Origin of the sequence: Streptomyces sp. NPDC088810, assembly GCF_044750305.1 — a bacterium.
In the GTDB taxonomy this organism is placed as follows: Bacteria; Actinomycetota; Actinomycetes; order Streptomycetales; family Streptomycetaceae; genus Streptomyces.
Map to the genome: position 1 here is coordinate 18369 of NZ_JBIVJQ010000002.1, position 18428 is coordinate 36796.

Annotated in this window: 2 protein-coding genes; both read right to left on the reverse strand. The window is 75.7% G+C overall.

Annotated elements, in window-relative coordinates; genetic code table 11:
* Positions 1-11: 11 nt before the first annotated feature.
* Entirely contained in the window at positions 12-16811 is a 16800-nt protein-coding gene (locus ACIP4Y_RS06800; protein ID WP_401388734.1) for a type I polyketide synthase, read from the reverse strand.
* A gap of 384 nt (positions 16812-17195) precedes the next feature.
* The gene (locus ACIP4Y_RS06805; protein ID WP_401388737.1) at positions 17196-18389 is read right to left on the reverse strand and encodes a cytochrome P450; all 1194 of its coding nucleotides are present in this window, start codon (positions 18387-18389) and stop codon (positions 17196-17198) included.
* Positions 18390-18428 lie beyond the last annotated feature (39 nt).

Below are 18428 nucleotides of genomic sequence, written 5' to 3' on the forward strand. Positions count from 1 at the left end.
CTGTCATGGGGTCAGCTCGTCCTGCCCAGAGCACGCTGCACGAGATCGGCAACGTCCATGGCGTCGATCAGGGTCTCGTCGTCCTCGGCCGGGGCCGCCGCTTCGGGCGCTCCGGACGCCGGGGCGTCCTCGGTGTCCACGAGGCCGAGCAGGGTGTCCAGGACGCCGGCGTCCCTGAACCGGGCGAGGGGGACGGTGGCGAGGGCTCGCCTGAGGTCGTCCTCCCGCCCGTCGAGCCCGTCGTCCGCGTCCCGCAGGAGCTCGGAGCGCAGGTAGCCGACGAGGGCGTCCGGCGTGGGGTAGTCGAAGATGAGGGTGGCGGGCAGCCGCAGGCCGGTCGCCACGTGCAGGCTGTTGCGCAGGTTGACGGCGGCGAGCGAGTCGAAGCCGACCTCCTGGAAGGCCTGGAGTGCTCCGATGCTCTCGGCGCCGCTGTGGCCGAGGACCGTGGCGGCGTGGCCGCACACCAGCCGGAGCAGGATGCGGTTCTGCTCGGCCTCGGGGACGTCGCGCAGGGAGTCCACGAGGCCGGCGGTGGTGTCGCCGTTCTCGGTGTCCGGCTGGGTGGCCCGCAGTGCGGCCTGCGCTTCGGGCAGGTCGGCGAAGAGCGGGCCGGGCCGCACCGAGGTGAACGCCGGGATGAAGGCGTCCCAGTCCATGTCGACCACCGTGACGGCCTTCTCCTGGGCCTGGACGGCCTGTTCGAAGGCGGTGACGGCGATCGGCGGGGCCATGGGCAGCACACCGCGCCGGCGCAGCTGGGTGAGGGTGTCCTCGTCCATGCCGACGCCGATCTCGTCCAGGGCGCCCCAGGCGATCGCGGTGGCCGCGTGGCCGTGGCCGCGGCGCCATTCCACGAGGGCGTCGAGGACGGCGTTGGCCGCGCCGGAGGGGCCCTGCCCGCCACCGCCCCAGATGCCGGCGATGGAGGAGAACACCACGAACGCGTCGAGGGGCGTGTCGGCGAACCGTTCGGCCAGCCAGCGGGCGGTGTCGACCTTGGCGGCGAACACCTCGGTGAGTTCGGGTACGCCGGTGTCGTCCACGAAGCTGGTCCGGGCGATGTCGGCGGTGTGCACCACGGCGGTCAGCGGCTCGTCCGCCGGGGTCTCGGCGAGGAGCCGTTCGATCGCGGTCCGGTCGGTGTCGGCGCACGCCTCGACGGTGGTGCCGGTGCCGAGCGCGGCCACGTCGGCGGTGAGTGAGGCGAGGGCGTCCTCGGGTGCGCCGGCCGTGGTGGTGACGAGGAGCCGGCGGGCGCCGGACCGGGCGAGCCACAGGGAGGCGTGCCGGCCGAGGCCCTCGGCGCCGCCGGTCACCAGGATCGTGCCGGTGGGCTGCCAGCCGGTGCCGGCGGCCGGGTCGGGGGCGGCCTTGCGCAGCAGCCTGCGGGTGTGCACACCGGACCGGCGCACGGCCAACTGGTCGTCGTCGCCCGGGTGGTTGAGCGCGCCGAGCAGGTGGCGGACGGCGCGGCTGTCGAGGGTGGCGGGCAGGTCGATCAGTCCGCCCCAGCGGTCGCCGCGTTCCAGTGCGGCGGCCCGGCCGATGCCCCAGACGGCGGCCTGGGCCGGTGCGGTGACGGTGTCCTGGATGCCGGTGTTGACGGCGCCCCGGGTCAGGCACCACAGCGGCTGTGCGGCACCGGCGTCGCCCAGCGCCTGCACCAGCGCGAGGGTGGCCGCGGTCAGCGGGACGGGGTCCTGGGGGCCGTGTTCGCCGCCCGGGTCGAGGGCGAGCAGGGACAGTACTCCGGTCACGTCGTGTTCGGCGAGGACGGCCGACAGGCGCTCGCCGAGCCGGGCGCGGGCGGCGTCGGCCGCCGCGACCTCCAGCAGGATCAGGTCGAGGCCCTGGGCGGTGAGTTCGCGCAGCAGCGCGTCCGGCGGCGAGTCCGCCGGCCGTTCGGCCGGTACGACGGCCAGCCAGGTGCCGCCGGGTACGCCGGTGCCCTCCTGGTCGAGGGGACGCCAGGTGACGTGGTAGCGCAGTTTCCCGGCCGCCGACCGCTCGCGCCGCCGGCCGCGCCAGTCGGCCAGCACGGGGACGACCGTGCGCAGCGCCTCGCGCTGGTCGGCCGCGGCCAGGTCGAGGAGGTGGGCGAGGGAGTCGGCGTCGGCCTGTTCGACGGCGGTCCAGAAGTCGGTCTCGGCGCCCTCGGCGGCGGGCGCGGCGTCCGTGCCGGTCTCCGCCTCGCGCAGCCAGTAGTGCTGCCGGTCGAAGGCGTACGTCGGCAGGTCCACCGGGGCGTCGTGCGCCCCGGTGGGCAGGACGCCCGTCCAGTCGACGGCGACGCCCTTGACGAACAGTTCGGCCATCGAGGCGAGCAGCCGCCGCGGTCCGCCCTCCTCGCGCCGCAGCGAACCGGCGGCGACGGCTCGGAGCCGGACGCTGTCGTCCGCGGCCTGGTCGAAGATCTCGTTCACGGGCTGGACGAGGACGGGGTGGGCGCTGGACTCGACGAACACCGTGTGGCCCGCGGCGAGCAGGGCGGTGATCGCCGGGCCGAAGCGGACCTGGCTGCGCAGGTTCCGGTACCAGTAGTCGCCGTCGAGGACGCCTGCCTCGCGCACCCACTCGCCGGTGACCGTGGAGAGGACCGGCACCACGGGGGCCTCGCTGCGGATGTCGGCGAACGCCTTCCCCAACGCCTGCTCGATCGCCTCGACATGGCGGGTGTGGGAGGCGTAGTCGACCGCGACCCGGCGCACCCGTACGCCGTCGGCCTCCAGCGCGGCGAGCGCCTCGTCCAGCGCCTCGGCGTCACCGGCGATCACCACCGAGGAGGGGCCGTTGACGGCGGCCACCTCGACCCGCCCGTCCCACGCGACGATGCGCTCGCCCGCTTCGGTCTCGGACAGCGCCACGGAGGCCATACCGCCCCGGCCCGCCAGCTCCCCGGCGATCACCTGACTGCGCACCGCGACGATCCGCGCCGCATCCTCCAGCGACAGCGCACCGGCCACGCACGCGGCGGCGATCTCACCCTGCGAGTGCCCGACCACCGCATCCGGCACGACCCCGACGGACGCCCATACGGCGGCCAGGGCAACCATCACCGCGAAACTCGCCGGCTGCACCACGTCGACCCGGTCCAGCAGGTCGACGTCACCGCGCAGGACGGCCCTCAAGTCCCAGTCCGCCCAGGGTTCCAGGGCCCTCGCGCACTCCGCGATCCGCTCGGCGAACACCGGTGAGGTCTCCAGCAGCTCCCGGCCCATGCCGAGCCACTGCGACCCCTGGCCGGGGAAGACGAGCACGGTCTTGCCGGGGCCGCCGGAGCCGGCGACGGTTCCGGTCACCAGCAGCGGGCTGCTCTCGCCCCGGGCCAGCGCGCCCAGCCCGGCCAGTACCTCCTCGCGGGAACCGGCGACGACCACGGCCCGCTCGGACAGCAGGGCCCTCCGGGCGACGAGCGCGCCCGCGACCTCGGCCGGAGCGGCGTCCGTGACGCCGGCGAACGCGGCCAGGCGCCCGGCCTGCGCGGCGAGGGAGGCCGTACTGCGGGCCGACACCACCAGCGGTACGACGCCGGCGGGAACCGCCGGCCGGGCCGCCGGTTCGGTGTCGGGCGCCTCCTCCAGGATGACGTGCGCGTTGGTGCCGCTCGCGCCGAACGAGGAGACGGCGGCCCGGCGGGGCCGGCCGGCCCGGGTCCACTCGCGGGCCTCGGTGAGCAATTCGACCGCGCCCGCGGACCAGTCCGCCTGCGGGGTGGGCTCGGCGACGTTCAGGGTGGGCGGCAGGACGCCGTGCCGCATCGCCTCCACCATCTTGATCACTCCGGCGACCCCGGCGGCGGCCTGCGTGTGCCCGATGTTCGACTTCACCGAGCCCAGCCACAGCGGCTCCTCACGGTCCTGGCCGTAGGTCGCCAGCAGCGCCTGGATCTCGATCGGGTCGCCGAGGACGGTGCCGGTGCCGTGGCCCTCCACCGCGTCGACGTCGGCGGGCCGCAGTCCGGCGGAGGCCAGCGCGCTGCGGATCACCCGCTGCTGGGACGGCCCGTTGGGGGCGGTGAGGCCGTTGGAGGCGCCGTCCTGGTTGACCGCGCTGCCGCGCAGCACCGCCAGCACCCGGTGGCCGTTGCGCCGCGCCTCGGACAGCCGCTCCAGCAGGACCACGCCGACGCCCTCGGCCCAGCCGGTGCCGTCGGCGGTGGAGGAGTACGCCTTGCAGCGGCCGTCGGCGGACAGGCCGCGCTGCCGGGAGAACTCCAGGAAGGCGTCCGGGGTGGCCATGACCGTGGCGCCGCCGGCGAGCGCGAGGGAGCACTCGCCGTTGCGCAGCGCCTGGGCCGCGAGATGCATGGCGACCAGGGAGGACGAGCAGGCGGTGTCCACGGTCACGGCGGGGCCCTCGAAGCCGAAGACGTACGACACCCGGCCCGAGGCCACGCTGGCGGCCGTACCGGTCATGGTGTAGCCCTGCACGTCCTCGGGGACCTGGCGCAGCCGGGTCACGTAGTCGTGGTGGACGATGCCGGTGAACACGCCGACGTCCTGGCCGCGGATGGACAGCGGGTCGATGCCGGCCCGTTCCATGGCCTCCCAGGAGGTCTCCAGCAGCAGCCGCTGCTGCGGGTCCATGGCGAGGGCCTCGCGCGGCGAGATGCCGAACAGCTGGGCGTCGAACCGGGCGGCGTCGTGCAGGAAGCCGCCCGCCCGGGTGTAGCTGGTGCCGGGGTGGGCCGGGTCGGGGTGGTAGAGCCGGTCGATGTCCCAGTCGCGGTCGGTGGGGAACCCGGAGATGGCGTCGCGCCGGTCCATCACGAGCTGCCAGAGGTCCTCGGGGCTGTTGACGCCGCCGGGCAGCCTGCTGCTCATGGCGATGATGGCGATCGGCTCGTCGGGGTCCGCCGTGCCGCGCCGGACCGGTGCGGGCGTCACCCGGCGGGTGCCGAGGAGTTCGCCGCGCAGGTGGTCGGCGAGCAGTGCCGGGGTGGGGTGGTCGAAGACCAGGCTGCTGGGCAGGCTGACGCCGGTGAAGTCGTGGAGCCGGTTGCGGAGTTTGACGGCGGTGAGCGAGTCGAAGCCGAGGTTCTTGAACGGCTGCGCCTCGTCGAAGCCGTCGGTGTCCCGGTGGCCGAGGACGACCGCGGCGCTCTCCCGGACCAGGTCCAGCAGGATCCGGCGCTGTTCGGCGTCGGCGAGGCCGGCCAGCCGGGCCGCCAGTTCGTTGCCGTCGGCGGCTGGTTCCCGGCGGATGACGCGCCGGGCGGGGGCGGAGCCGAGGGTGGTCGCGGTGGGAGCGGCTTCCGGGGCGGTGTCCTCGCCGGCGGTGAACGCGACCGGGCCGAGCAGGGCCACGGGCCGGCCCTCGGGGTCGGCCAGCTCGACCAGGTGCCGACCGTCGGCGGCCGGGGTGACGCGCACTCGCAGCTCGGTGGCGCCCACCGCGTACACGGCGAGGGTGGCGCACTCGGTCAGGGCGACGCCGTCCGAGGCGTCGGCCGCGATCCGCAGGGCGGTGTCGAGAAGCACCGGGTGGAGGGTGAACTCCTCGGCCTGGTCCGTGAGTTCGGCGGGCAGGGCGAGGTCGGCGAGGATCCGGCCGTCCTGCCGCCACAGGCCGCGCACCCCGTCCGGGGCACCGGCTTGCGCGGGCTCGTCCGGCCAGGTGCGCAGGTCGACGGCGTGCCGCGGGACGCCGGGCACCAGGGCGGCGCGGGCGTGCCGGAGCCACGGTTCCCCCTCCTGCCCGGCCGGGCGGCTGTGCACGGTGACGGAGCGTGTCCCGTCGGGTCCGGGCGCGTCCACGAAGACGCGGAGCTGGAGGTCGCCGTGCGCGGGGACGGCGAGGGGCGCGTCGACGGCGACCCGCTCGACGGTCCCCCCGCCGGCCTCGTCGCCGGCCCGGACCAGCAGCTCCAGCAGGACACCGGCCGGGAGGGTCCCGGCGGTGCCGGGGAGCAGGCCGGGGCCGCGCCCGGACAGCCGGCCAGTGAGGACGACGCCGGTGCCGCCGTGCCCGTCGGGGACCTCCACGACGCCGCCCAGCAGCGGGTGGCCGGCGGACCGGGCGCCGAGCGCCTCGGCGTCGGTGGCGGTGCCGCCGTCCACCCAGTACCGCTGGTGCTGGAAGGCGTAGGTGGGCAGTTCGGGGCCGACGGCCGGGCCGGGGCGGCCGAGGACGGCGGTCCAGTCGACCGGCACGCCCCGCACGTGGAGTTCGGCGAGCGCGGCGCGCACGGCGGTGTCCTCGGGGGTGTCGCGACGCAGGGTGGTGACACAGCCGCGGGTGTCCGGGCCGAGCGTGCCGAGGGCCATGGCGCTCAGGACGCCTCCGGGGCCGAGTTCGAGGTGGGTCACGGCGCCCTGGTCGCGCAGGGTGGTGACGGCGTCGGCGAACCGCACGGCGTGCCGGGCCTGGTCGACCCAGTACTCGGGGGTGGCGAGCAGCCCGTCGTCGGCGAGTTCCCCGGTGAGCGTGGAGACGACGGGGACCGTGCCCGGCCGGTAGCGGAGCCGGGCGGCGACGGCGCGCAGCTCGTCGAGCATCGGCTCCATCAGGGCGGAGTGGAAGGCGTGGCTGACGGACAGCCGGCGGGTCCGGTGGCCGTCCCGGGCGAGGCGCCCGGCGACGGCGACGACGGCGTCCTCGGCGCCGGACAGGACCAGGGCCCGCGGCCCGTTGACCGCCGCGATCCCGACGACGCCCGGGGTCTCGGCGAGCAGCGGCGCCACCTCGGCCTCGGCCGCCTCGACGGCGATCATCGCGCCGCCCTCGGGCAGGGCCTGCATCAACCGGCCTCGGGCCGCGACCAGTTCACCGGCGTCGGCGAGGTCCAGGATGCCGGCGGCGTGCGCGGCCGCGATCTCGCCCACCGAGTGGCCGGCGAGCAGGTCGGGCCGTACGCCCCAGGAGGCGAACAGCCGGAACAGCGCGGTCTCCAGGGCGAACAGCGCGCCCTGGGTGTAGAGGGTCTGGTCGAGCAGGGCGGCCGGTGCGGTGCCGGGCTCGGCGGACACCACGTCCTTCAGGGGGTGTGCGAGGCCGTCCAGGTGCCGTTCCACGGCGGCGCAGGCGGCGTCGAACGCGTCGCGGAACACCGGGTGGGCGGCGGCGAGTTCACGGCCCATGCCGGCCCACTGGCTGCCCTGCCCGGTGAACAGGAAGGCGAGCTTGCCGTCGGCCGGGCCGCCGATGACGGTGTCCGCGCCGGCGGTGCCCTCGGCGAGCGCGCGCAGGGCGTCGGTGAGCCGCTCCCGGTCGGTGGCCAGGACGACCGCGCGGTGGTCGAGGTGGGCGCGGGCGGTGCCGAGCGCGTACGCCGTGGCGCCGAGCGGGGTGTCGGTGCGGTCCGTCACCCAGTCGGCGAGCCGGGCGGCCTGTCCGCGCAGACCGGCGGCGGTGCGGGCGGAGAGGGGGAAGAGGAGGGAGGTGCCGTCGTCGTCGGCGGGCCCGGCGCTGTCCGTCCGCACGGTCTCGGGGGCCTGTTCCAGGACCAGGTGGGCGTTGGTGCCGCCGATGCCGAAGGCGGAGACGCCGGCCCGGCGCGGGCGGCCGGACCCGGGCCAGTCGCGTGCTGCGGTGAGCACCTCGACGGCGCCCGCCGACCAGTCGACGTGGGTGGAGGGCCGGTCGACGTGCAGGGTGCGGGGCAGCAGGCCGTGCCGCATCGCCATGACCATCTTGATGACGCCGGCGACGCCGGCCGCGGCCTGGGTGTGCCCGAGGTTGGACTTCACCGAGCCGATCCACAGCGGCTCTTCGCGGTCCTGGCCGTAGGTGGCGAGCAGGGCCTGGGCCTCGATCGGGTCGCCGAGGACGGTGCCCGTGCCGTGCGCCTCGACCGCGTCGACGTCCGCCGGTGCCAGTCCGGCGTTGGCGAGGGCCTTGCGGATGACCCGCTGCTGCGAGGGCCCGTTCGGGGCGGTCAGGCCGTTGGAGGCGCCGTCCTGGTTGACCGCGCTGCCCCGGATCACGGCGAGCACCTGGTGCCCCTGCCGCTCGGCCTCCGAGAGCCGCTCGACCAGCAGCACGCCCACGCCCTCGGACCAGCCGGTGCCGTCCGCGCCGTCCGCGAACGCCTTGCACCGGCCGTCGGGGGCCAGTCCGCGCTGCCGGGAGAACTCGACGAAGGTCTCCACGTTGCCCATCACCATCACACCGCCGGCGAGCGCCATGGAGCACTCCCCGTTGCGCAGCGCCTGCGCGGCCAGGTGCAGGGCGACCAGGGAGGAGGAGCAGGCGGTGTCGATGGTGACGGCCGGGCCCTCGAAGCCGAAGTGGTAGGCGACGCGGCCCGAGACGACGCTGCCGGAGCCGCCGGTGAGGCGGAAGCCCTCGGCGTCGGTCGCGTGGTGCATCCGTACGGTGTAGTCGTGGCTGTTGACGCCGACGAAGACGCCGATGTCCCGGCCGCCCAGACCGGTGGGATCGATCGCGGCGCGTTCGAACGCCTCCCAGGACGTCTCCAGCAGCAGCCGCTGCTGCGGGTCCATGGCGAGCGCCTCGTTCGGGGAGATGCCGAAGAAGGCGGCGTCGAAGCCGGGCGCGTCGTCGAGGAACGCGCCGTGCCGCACGTACGTCGTGCCGGCCTTGTCGGGATCGGCGTCGTAGAGCCGGTCGATGTCCCAGCCGCGGTCGTCGGGGAACTCCGTGACGGCGTCGACCCCGTCGGCCACGACCCGCCACAGGTCCTCGGGGCTGTGCACCCCGGCGGGGAAGCGGCAGGCCATCGCGACGATCGCGATCGGCTCGTCGGCCGCGGCGGGACCCGAGGCGGGCGCGAGCGCGGCGGATGCGGGGACGGTGTCGCGGACGAGCCGGGCCCGCAGGTGCCCGGCGAGCGCGGTCGGCTTCGGGTAGTCGAAGACGACGGCCGAGGGCAGCGTGAGACCGGTGGCGGTCGCCAGCCGGTTGCGCAGCTCCACCGCGGTCAGCGAGTCGAACCCGGCGTCCTTGAAGGCCCGGTCGGCACGGACCGCGTCGGCGGTGCCGTGGCCGAGCACATCGGCGGCGTTGCGCCGGACCAGGTCCAGCAGCAGCGCCAGCTGGGCCGCCGGGTCCAGCGCGGTCACGCGGTCGCGCAGGCTGCCCTGGTCGGCGGTGCCGGCGGCGCGGGCCAGCGAGCGCGGCGCGGGCGCCAGGCCCCGCAGCAGCGGTGCCACGGGCGCGGTGCGGGCCGCCGCGCGCAGCGCCGGCAGGTCCAGCTTGGCGGCCACCAGGGCGGCGGGCAGTCCGGTGCCGGGACGCAGGGCGAGGTCCAGCAGCGCCATGCCCTCGGCCTCCGACAGCGCGGCCATGCCGAGCCGCCGGTTGCGGTGCAGGTCGGCGGCGCCCAGGTGCCGGGTCATCCCGCTGGCCCGCTCCCAGTAGCCCCAGGCCAGCGAGGTCCCTGGCAGCCCCTGGGCGCGGCGCTGCCGGGCGAGCGCGTCCAGGGCGGCGTTGGCGGCGGCGTAGTTGGCCTGGCCCGGGTTGCCGAAGACGTTCGCGGCCGAGGAGAACAGGACGAACGCGGCGAGGTCGCGGTCCCGGGTCAGCTCGTCCAGCAGCAGAGCCGCGTCCAGCTTGGGCCGCAGGACGGCGTCGACCCGGTCCGGGGTGAGCGCGGTGACCACGCCGTCGTCCAGGACACCGGCGGTGTGCAGGACGGCGGTCAGCGGATGCGCGTCGGGTACGGCGTCCAGGGCGGCCGTCAGCTGGTCCCGGTCGGCGGTGTCGCAGGCGACGACCGTGACGGTGGCGCCCAGCGCGGTCAGTTCCTCGGCCAGCGGGGCCGCGCCGTCCGCCGCGGGGCCCTGCCGGCTGACCAGGAGCAGCCGGCGGACACCGTGCCCGGTGACCAGGTGCCGGGCGGTCAGCGCGCCGAGCGTGCCGGTGCCGCCGGTGATCAGCACGGTCCCGTCCGGATCGAGCGCCCGGCCCGGCCGTGCGCCACCGCTCTCCCCCGCCGGCACCCCGGCCCGCGCCAGCCGCGGCACCTCGGCGCCCGCGGCCCCGATGCGCACCACCGGTTCACCGCAGGCGAGCAGGCCGGGCAGTGCGGCACGGACCGCCGCGCCGGCGTCCTGCCCCTCGTCCGGTTCCGCGTACTCGACCAGCACGATCCGGCCCGGATGCTCGGACTGCGCGGACCGCAGCAGCCCCCGTACGGCGGCCGTGGCGAGGTTGGTGCCGTCCGCGCCTGCCGCCACGACCAGCCGGGTCCGTTCCAGGGCGGGTTCGGCCAGCCACGCCTGGAGGACGGCGAGCGCGGCGGCGAGCGCGGTACGCGGCTCGGTCATCGCGGGGTCGAGGACGTACAGCAGCGCGTCCGCGTCCGCCGCACCGGCGGTGACGTCCTGCGCGGTCCGCACGGTGACGACGGACGGCGTACCGTCACCCGCGGGCAGCGGCAGCTCCGTCCAGTCGACCTGGAACAGCGCGTCGTGGGTGAGCGCCTCGGCGAGTCCGGCGCGCACCGGGTCGAACGGTGCGGACAGCACCGCGTCGACGGCGAGCACGGGCCGCCCTGCCGGATCGGTCAGATCGAGCCGGGTGCCCTCTCCCTCCGCTGCCGCCGACCGCACGGTGACGGCACTCGCGCCGGACGCGAACAGGCTGATCCCCCGCCAGGTGACCGCGAGGGTCCCGGCGGGCAGCGCGGTCCGCACGGCGGCGTCGAGCAGGGTGGGGTGTACGCCGTACCGGTCGGCGTCCCCGGCGGCCTCGCCGAGGGCCACCTCGACGCCGGGCCCGTCGGCCGGCCGGTCGCCGTCGGCCGCCGGGGAGGGCGCGAGCGTGCCGTGCGCGTGGCGCGTCCAGGCGGCGTCCAGCGCGGAGTCGTCCGCCCGCGAGTACACCTCGACGGTACGCCGCCCGGTGCCGTCGGCCTCACCGACCACGGTCTGCACCCGGCCGCCGCGCACCGGCAGCACCACCGGCCGGTCGACGGTCAGCTCCTCCACGACCGGCACGCCGGCCTCGTCACCGAGCCGGACCGCCAGCTCCACCAGGGCCGCGTTCGGCACCAGCACCGCGTCCTCCGCGACGAGATGCTCGGCCAGCCACGGCTGCGACCGCAGGGACCACCGCGAGGTCGTCATGAACCCACCGGAGTCCGGCCGCCCCACCACCGCACCGAGCAGGGGGTGATCGGCGCCGGCCTGCCCGAGGGCGACGGCGTCCGCCGCGGGGGCGGGCTTGAGCCAGTAGTGGCGGTGGTCGAAGGCGTACGTCGGCAGGTCCACGTGCGCATCACCGGCGCCCTCGGACAGCACACCGGACCAGTCGACGGGGACGCCCTTGACGAAGACCTCGGCCATCGACGTCAACAGCCGCTGCAGACCGCCCTCGTCGCGGCGCAGGGAACCGGTGACGACGGCCTCCGTCCCCGTCTCGTCCACGATCTCGTTCACGGGCTGGACGAGGACCGGGTGGGCACTGGACTCGACGAACACCGAGTGGCCCTCGGCGAGGAGCGCGGAGATCGCAGGGCCGAAACGGACCCGGCTGCGCAGGTTGCGATACCAGTAACCGCCGTCCAGGACACCGGCCTCGCGCACCCACTCACCGGTCACCGTCGAGAAGAACGGCACCACGGGTGCCTGGCTGCGGATGCCGGCGAACGCCTCGGCCAGCGCGTCCTCGATCGCCTCGACATGGCGGGTGTGGGAGGCGTAGTCCACCGCGACCCGGCGCACCCGCACCCCGTCGGCCTCCAGCGCGGCGAGCGCCTCGTCCAGCGCCTCGGCGTCACCGGCGATCACGACGGACGACGGCCCGTTGACGGCGGCCACCTCAACTCGCCCAGTCCACTGCGCGATTCGTTCGACAGCCTCGGCTTCGGACATGGCGACCGACGCCATGCCGCCCCGGCCAGCCAACCCACCCGCGATCACCTGGCTCCGCACGGCCACGATCCGCGCCGCATCCTCCAGCGACAACGCACCGGCCACGCACGCGGCGGCGATCTCACCCTGCGAATGCCCGACCACCGCATCCGGCACAACCCCAACAGAAGCCCACACCGCGGCCAGACCGACCATCACGGCGAAGCTCGCCGGCTGCACCACGTCGACCCGCGCCAGCAGATCGACATCGCCCCGAAGGACAGCCGCCAAGTCCCAGTCCACCCAAGGCTCCAGAGCCCGGGCGCACTCCGCGATCCGCTCCGCGAACACCGGGGTCTCCAGCAGCTCCCGCCCCATCCCCAGCCACTGCGAACCCTGCCCAGGGAACACCAACACCGTCCGCCCAGGCGCCCCCGCCGACCCGGTCACCAGTCCGGCGGCCGACTCACCCCGGGCCAGCGCCCCGAGCCCCGCCACGGTCTCCTCGCGGGAACCGGCGACGACGACGGCCCGCTCCGGCAGCACCGCGCGCCGGGCCAGCGCGCCCGCGACCTGAGTCGGCAACGCCTCCGTTTCCCCGGCGAACGCCGCCAGTCGCTCCGCCTGCGCGGACAGCGAGCCCTGCGACGCCGCCGACACCACCAGCGGCACCACACCGTCGTACGCCTCCGGGGCGGCGACCGGCTCCTCCGGCACCTGTTCCAGGATCACGTGCGCGTTGGTGCCGCTCACGCCGAACGAGGACACGCCGGCCCGGCGCGGTCGCCCGGTCTCCGGCCACGGCCGGGACTCCGTGAGCAGTTCGACGGCGCCCAGGGACCAGTCGACCTGGGTGGACGGGGTGTCGACGTGCAGGGTGGCGGGCAGGACGCCGTGCCGCAGCGCCTGAACCATCTTGATGACACCGGCGACGCCCGCGGCGGCCTGGGTGTGCCCGATGTTGGACTTCAACGAGCCGAGCCACAGGGGCTGTCGGCGGTCCTGGCCGTAGGTGGCGAGGAGGGCCTGCGCCTCGATGGGGTCGCCGAGGGTGGTTCCGGTGCCGTGGCCCTCCACGGCGTCGACGTCGGCCGGGGTCAGCCCGGCGTCGGCCAGCGCCTTGCGGATGACGCGCTGCTGGGAGGGGCCGCTCGGGGCGGTGAGGCCGTTGGAGGCGCCGTCCTGGTTGACCGCGCTGCCCCGGACCACGGCGAGCACGCGGTGCCCGTGGCGCCGTGCCTCCGAGAGCCGCTCCAGGACGAGCACGCCCGCGCCCTCGGCCCAGCCGGTGCCGTCGGCGGCGTCGGCGTACGACTTGCAGCGGCCGTCGGCGGCCAGCGCCCGCTGCCGGGAGAACTCCACGAAGGTGCCCGGGGTGGCCATGACGGTGGCACCCCCGGCCAGGGCCATCGAGCACTCCCCGCGCCGCAGGGCCTGCGCGGCCAGGTGGAGCGCGACCAGGGAGGAGGAGCAGGCCGTGTCCACGGTCACGGCGGGGCCTTCGAGGCCGAAGACGTAGGAGATACGGCCGGAGGCCACGCTGGAGGCGGTGCCGGTGGTGACGAATCCTTCGAGTTCCGCGGGGAGCCGGCCCCCGGAGCCATAGCCCTGGCCCATGACTCCGGCGAACACGCCGACGTCCGTGCCCTTCAGGGCGTGCGGGTCGATGCCCGCGCGTTCCAGGGCCTCCCAGGAGGTCTCGAGGAGCAGTCGCTGCTGCGGGTCCATGGCCAGGGCCTCGCGGGGCGCGATGCCGAAGAAGCCGGCGTCGAACCGGCCGGCGTCCGGCAGGAATCCGCCCTGGTCGACGTAGGAGGTGCCGGGCTTCTCCGGGTCGGGGTCGAACAGGCCGTCGAGGTCCCAGCCCCGGTCGGTCGGGAAGTCCGAGACGGCGTCCCGGCCCGTGGCCAGCAACTGCCAGAGCTGGTCCGGGGTGTCGACGCCGCCGGGGAGTCGGCAGGCCATGCCGACGATGGCGATGGGCTCCTGCGGGTCCGTGTCCGCGGCCGGCCGTTCGGGGCCGGCCGCGGTGTCGGCCGGGCCGAGGACGGCGGTGCGCAGGTGGGCGGCCAGTTCCCGCGGGGTCGGGTGGTCGAAGGTCACGGTGGTGGGCAGGCGCAGCCCGGTGTGCTCGGTCAGCCGGTCGCGCAGGGCGACGACGGCGACGGAGGTCAGGCCCAGGTCGCGGAAGGCACGGTCGGCCGGGAGGGGGGCCGCGTCGGGGCCGTGCAGGACGGTGGCGGCCTGTTCGCCGACCAGCCCTTCCAGGAGGGCCCGTTGGGCTCGCTCGTCCAGGTCGGCGAGGCGTGCGCGCAGGGCGGCGGTGACGGTGGCGTCGGGGCGGGCCTGCGGGGCCGGCGGTTCGGTCAGGGCGCGCAGGAGCGCGGGGACCGGCCGGGACGGGTCGGGCAGGGCCGGGCGCGGGGCGAAGAGGGCCGGGGCCCGGCCGGCGAGGAGCACGTCGAACGCGGCGAGCAGGTCGGCGAGTTGGCCCGCGTCCCCTTGGGGCGCCCAGGCCAGGGTGGCGGCGGCCGGGCCCCGCAGCCGGCGGGCGTGCGTGGCCGCATCGGTGAGGGCGCCGCGCACCGACCGGCCCGGGTCGCCGGGGGCGCCCAGGATCGCGGAGCCGTCGATGACGGTGATGAACTCGCCGGTGTCCCCGAGGAGTTCGTCCAGGGCGCGGCCCAGTGCCGGGTCGTCCGCGGTGTGCACCACGGCGCCGACCGGGCGGGCGTCGGCCAGGGCGGCGGGCAGGCCGGACGCGTCGGCGGCGACGCTGCGGATCTCGGTGCCGGCGGGCCAGGCGTCCGGGTCGGTGCGGTCGGTCGTGCCGGGCGCATGGACGAGGATCAGGCGGGCGGCCCCGTGGACGCCGGCAAGGTGGTGGGCGAGCGCGGCGCCGACGGGCGTGTCGGTGCCGGTGACGACGACGGTTCCGGTGAGTGCGGCGGCGGGGCGGGGCCGGCCGTCCATGGGGGTGCGCAGCAGCCGGGGAACCAGCAACCGACCTGCTCGGACGGCGAGTTGCGGTTCGCCGGAGGCGATGGCGGCGAGCAGGGTCTGCGGGTCCGGGCCGTCCGTGTCGAGGTCGACGACGGTCACTTCCCGGTGTCCGTCCGCCTGGAGCGACCGTACGGCGGCCCACAGAGCGGCGCCGACGGGGTCGGGCGCGGTGTCGCCGGCGGGTGTGGCGTGCCGGGTGAGGACGACCAGCGGTCCGGGGGTGTCCCCGCCGGTCACGTGCTCGGTGAGGAGGCGGGCGCAGGTGAGGGGGTCGGCGGAGGCGGGCGGCGGCAGCAGGACGGTGAGGCGGGGGGCCGTACCGGCCGCGGACGCCAGGTCGGGGTGGAGTGCGGCGGGGATCCCGGCGGCGCGCAGGGCGGCGGCGAGTCCGGTGGCGTCCTCGCCGGCCAGGGCGCACGCGGCGGGGCGGGTGCCGGCGCCGGGGCCGGCCGGTGCGGGGAGCCATGCGGGGGTCAGCAGGGCGTCGTGGTGTCCGTCGGCCGTGTGGCGCGGCCAGTACGGCTGGGCGGCGAGCAGCCGGCGGACGATCTTCCCGGAGGCGGTGCGCGGGACGGCGGCGACCTCGTGGATCCGTTCGGGGATCTTGTAGGCGGAGAGCCGGGCGCGGCAGTGGGCGAGGACGGCGGCGAGGTCGAGGCCGTCCGGTCCGGGGACCAGCCAGGCGACCGGTACCTCGCCGAGGGTGTCGTGGGCGGCCCCGGCCACGCCGGCGTCGGCGACCCCGGGCGCGGTGCGCAGGACCGCCTCGACCTCGTCGGGGTGGATGTTCTCGCCGCCGCGGATGATCAGGTCCTTGAGCCGGCCGCAGACGGTGAAGTAGCCGGCCTCGTCCCGGCGGGCCAGGTCGCCGGTGCGGAACCAGCCGTCGCGCAGCGCGGCCCGGGTCGCCTCGGGGCTGTTGTGGTAACCGACCATGACGTTGGGGCCGCTGACCCAGACCTCGCCCTCCTGCCCGGCGGGCACGTCGCGTCCGGTCTCGGGGTCGACGATGCGGACGTCGACGCCCGGTACGGGCAGCCCGCAGGAACCCTCGACGCGGGCGCCGTCCGGCGGGTTCATGGTGATCGCGCCGCAGGTCTCGGTGGAGCCGTAGGCGTCGACCAGCGGGACGCCGAAGGTCTCCTCGAAGGAGCGGCGCAGCTCGGAGCCGGTGACGGCGCCGCCGACCAGTCCGATGCGCAGGTCGGGCAGGGACAGGCCGGTGCGGCGGGCGGTGGCGACGAGGTGGTGGTAGGTGGTGGGGACGCCGGCGAGGAAGGTGGCCCGCTCGGTGCGCAGCAGGTCGAGGACGTCGTCGGCGGAAGTGCCGTCCGTGAGGCGGGCGGTGGCGCCGACGGAGGTCACGGACAGCACGCAGGCGATGTGGGACAGGCTGTGGAAGAGCGGCAGCGGCCACAGCACCCGGTCGTCCGGGCGCAGGTCCGGGATGGGGACGTAGCTGGCGGCGACCGACCAGAGGCAGTTGCGCTGGGTGGACAGCACGCCCTTGGGGCGGCCGGTGGTGCCGGATGTGTAGAACATCCAGGCCACCTCGTCCAGGCCCAGGTCGTCGGGGGCGGGCGTACCGGGGTCGGTGGCCGCGAGGTCGTCGTAGGCGTGGGCGCCCGGCGGCACCTCGGTGGTGCCGGCGACCAGGACGGTGGTGTCCGGGGCGGTGTTCGACACCACCTGCAGAAACGTCACTGCATCGCTTGCCCCGGCGAGCACGAAGCGCGCCCCGCTGTCGGCGAGGAGATACTCCAGCTCGGCGGGCGCGGAGCGCGGGTTCACCGGCACGCCGACGCCACCGGCCCGCACGACCGCCAGATACCCCTCCACCATCGCGACGGAGTTGCCGAGGCAGAGCGCCACCCGGTCACCGCGGCGCAGCCCGAGGCGGACGAGGTGTCCGGCGAGCCGCCGTGTCCGCGCCTCCAGCCCGCCGTAGGTGACCGCGCGCCGGCCGTCGGCGAAGGCGACCTTCTCCGGGATGCGGAGAGCGTGCTCGTGCAGCGTGACCGCAAGCGGTGTGACCAGGTCGGAACGCACGCCTCGGACTCCTTCCACAGGGCGGCAGCGGGTACCGGGAGCAGCAGGTCGGGGGTGGTCTCCGGGCGCGGCGCAGACGGCTGTACGGCGTTGGACAGCCGGCCGTCGTCCGGAACGACGGAAGCAGACATCCCTCCGCCGCGGCGGTGCGCGCGGCGGTCAGGCGCCCGGAAAGGGCGGGAGCGGCCGGTCCCGCCGCCGGGGCGGGCGGGGAGCCGTTCCCACCGCCACGGACGGCCGGGAGGCCGGTCCGGGGCGGCCGGAGCAGGCGGTGGCGGCCGGGCCCGTGCAGGCTCGCACGGAGGGCCGCCGTACCGCCGGACGTGGTCGGAAGGGCGGACGTACGGTCAGGGTGCCCGGAGGCTCACCAGGGGAGCCGGGGACTCACCAGGAGACCGGGAGGCTCTTCAGGCCGAAGACGGACCCGCGGGTGCGCAGCGGGACTTCTTCGGCCGGCGTGGCCGCCCGCAGGTCGGGGAAAGCCTGCAGCAACGCGCGCAGGCCGGTGCGGAGTTCGAGGCGGGCCAGGTTCTGGCCGACGCACTGGTGGATGCCGTGGCCGAACGCCAGGTGCCCGGCGGTGTCCCGGTCGAGGTCCAGGTGGGCGGGGCAGCCGTACTTGGCCGGGTCGCGGTTGGCGGCCGGCAGGGACACCGTGACGGTCTCCCCCTTCTTCACCAGCCGGCCGTCCAGCTCGACGTCCTCCAGCGCGGTGCGGAAGATCTCGTACTGGTTGACGGTGACGTAGCGGAGGATCTCCTCCACCGCCGCGTCGACGCGGGACAGGTCGGCGCGCAGGGCGGCGAGTTGCTCGGGGTGGTGCAGCAGCGCCATGACGCCGACGCTGAGAGCGCTCTCGGTGGTCTCGTAGCCCGCGAACAGCAACAGGGCCACGATGTTGCCGAGTTCCTCGTCGGTCAGCTCGCCGGCGGCCAGCAGCCGGCTGATGATGTCGTCGCCGGGCTCCTTGCGCTTGCGCGCGATGGTCTCCCCGATGAGCGCGCCGACCTGCTGGAAGACCGCCATCGACTCCTCGGCGTCGCCGTCCGGGTCGTGGGTGATGGCGGGCGCGTCGGCGTACCGCTCGCGCTCTTCGTACGGCAGGCCGACCAGGTCGGACAGGACCCGCAGCACGAGCGGCTTGGCGAAAGTGGTGATCAGGTCGGCCGGCGCGCCCTGCTCGCGCATCGCCTCGATCTGCTCGGCGGCCACCGACTCGACGTACGGGGCGAGTTCGGCGATCCGCCGCACGGTGAACTCCCGCGCCAGCATCCGGCGGAACCGGGTGTGGTCCGGCGGGTCCATGTGGATGAACATGCCGGGCATCGCCGGGAACTGCGGCACGGGGGCACCGTACTTGGTGACGGGGAAGTGCCCGATCTCCAGGCTGTGGCTGAAACGGGGGTCGCTCAGGACCTCCCGGACGATCCGGTGGCTGGTGGCGAACCAGCCGATGTGGCCGTCCGGGTAGGCCATCCTCGCGAGCGGGCGTTCCTCCCGCAGCTTGTCGAAGATCGCGGGAGGGTCGAAGTGATGGGTGCGTGACCAGACATCTTCAAAAGAGAGCATCTCGCTCATGAAGCACCTTCCCCACAGTGTGTGCGAACGTACCCGCCC

Coding starts and splice junctions, on each gene's coding strand:
- ACIP4Y_RS06805 (WP_401388737.1), bottom strand. CDS start 18,389: ATGAGCGAGATGCTCTCTTTTGAAGATGTCTGGTCACGCACCCATCAC.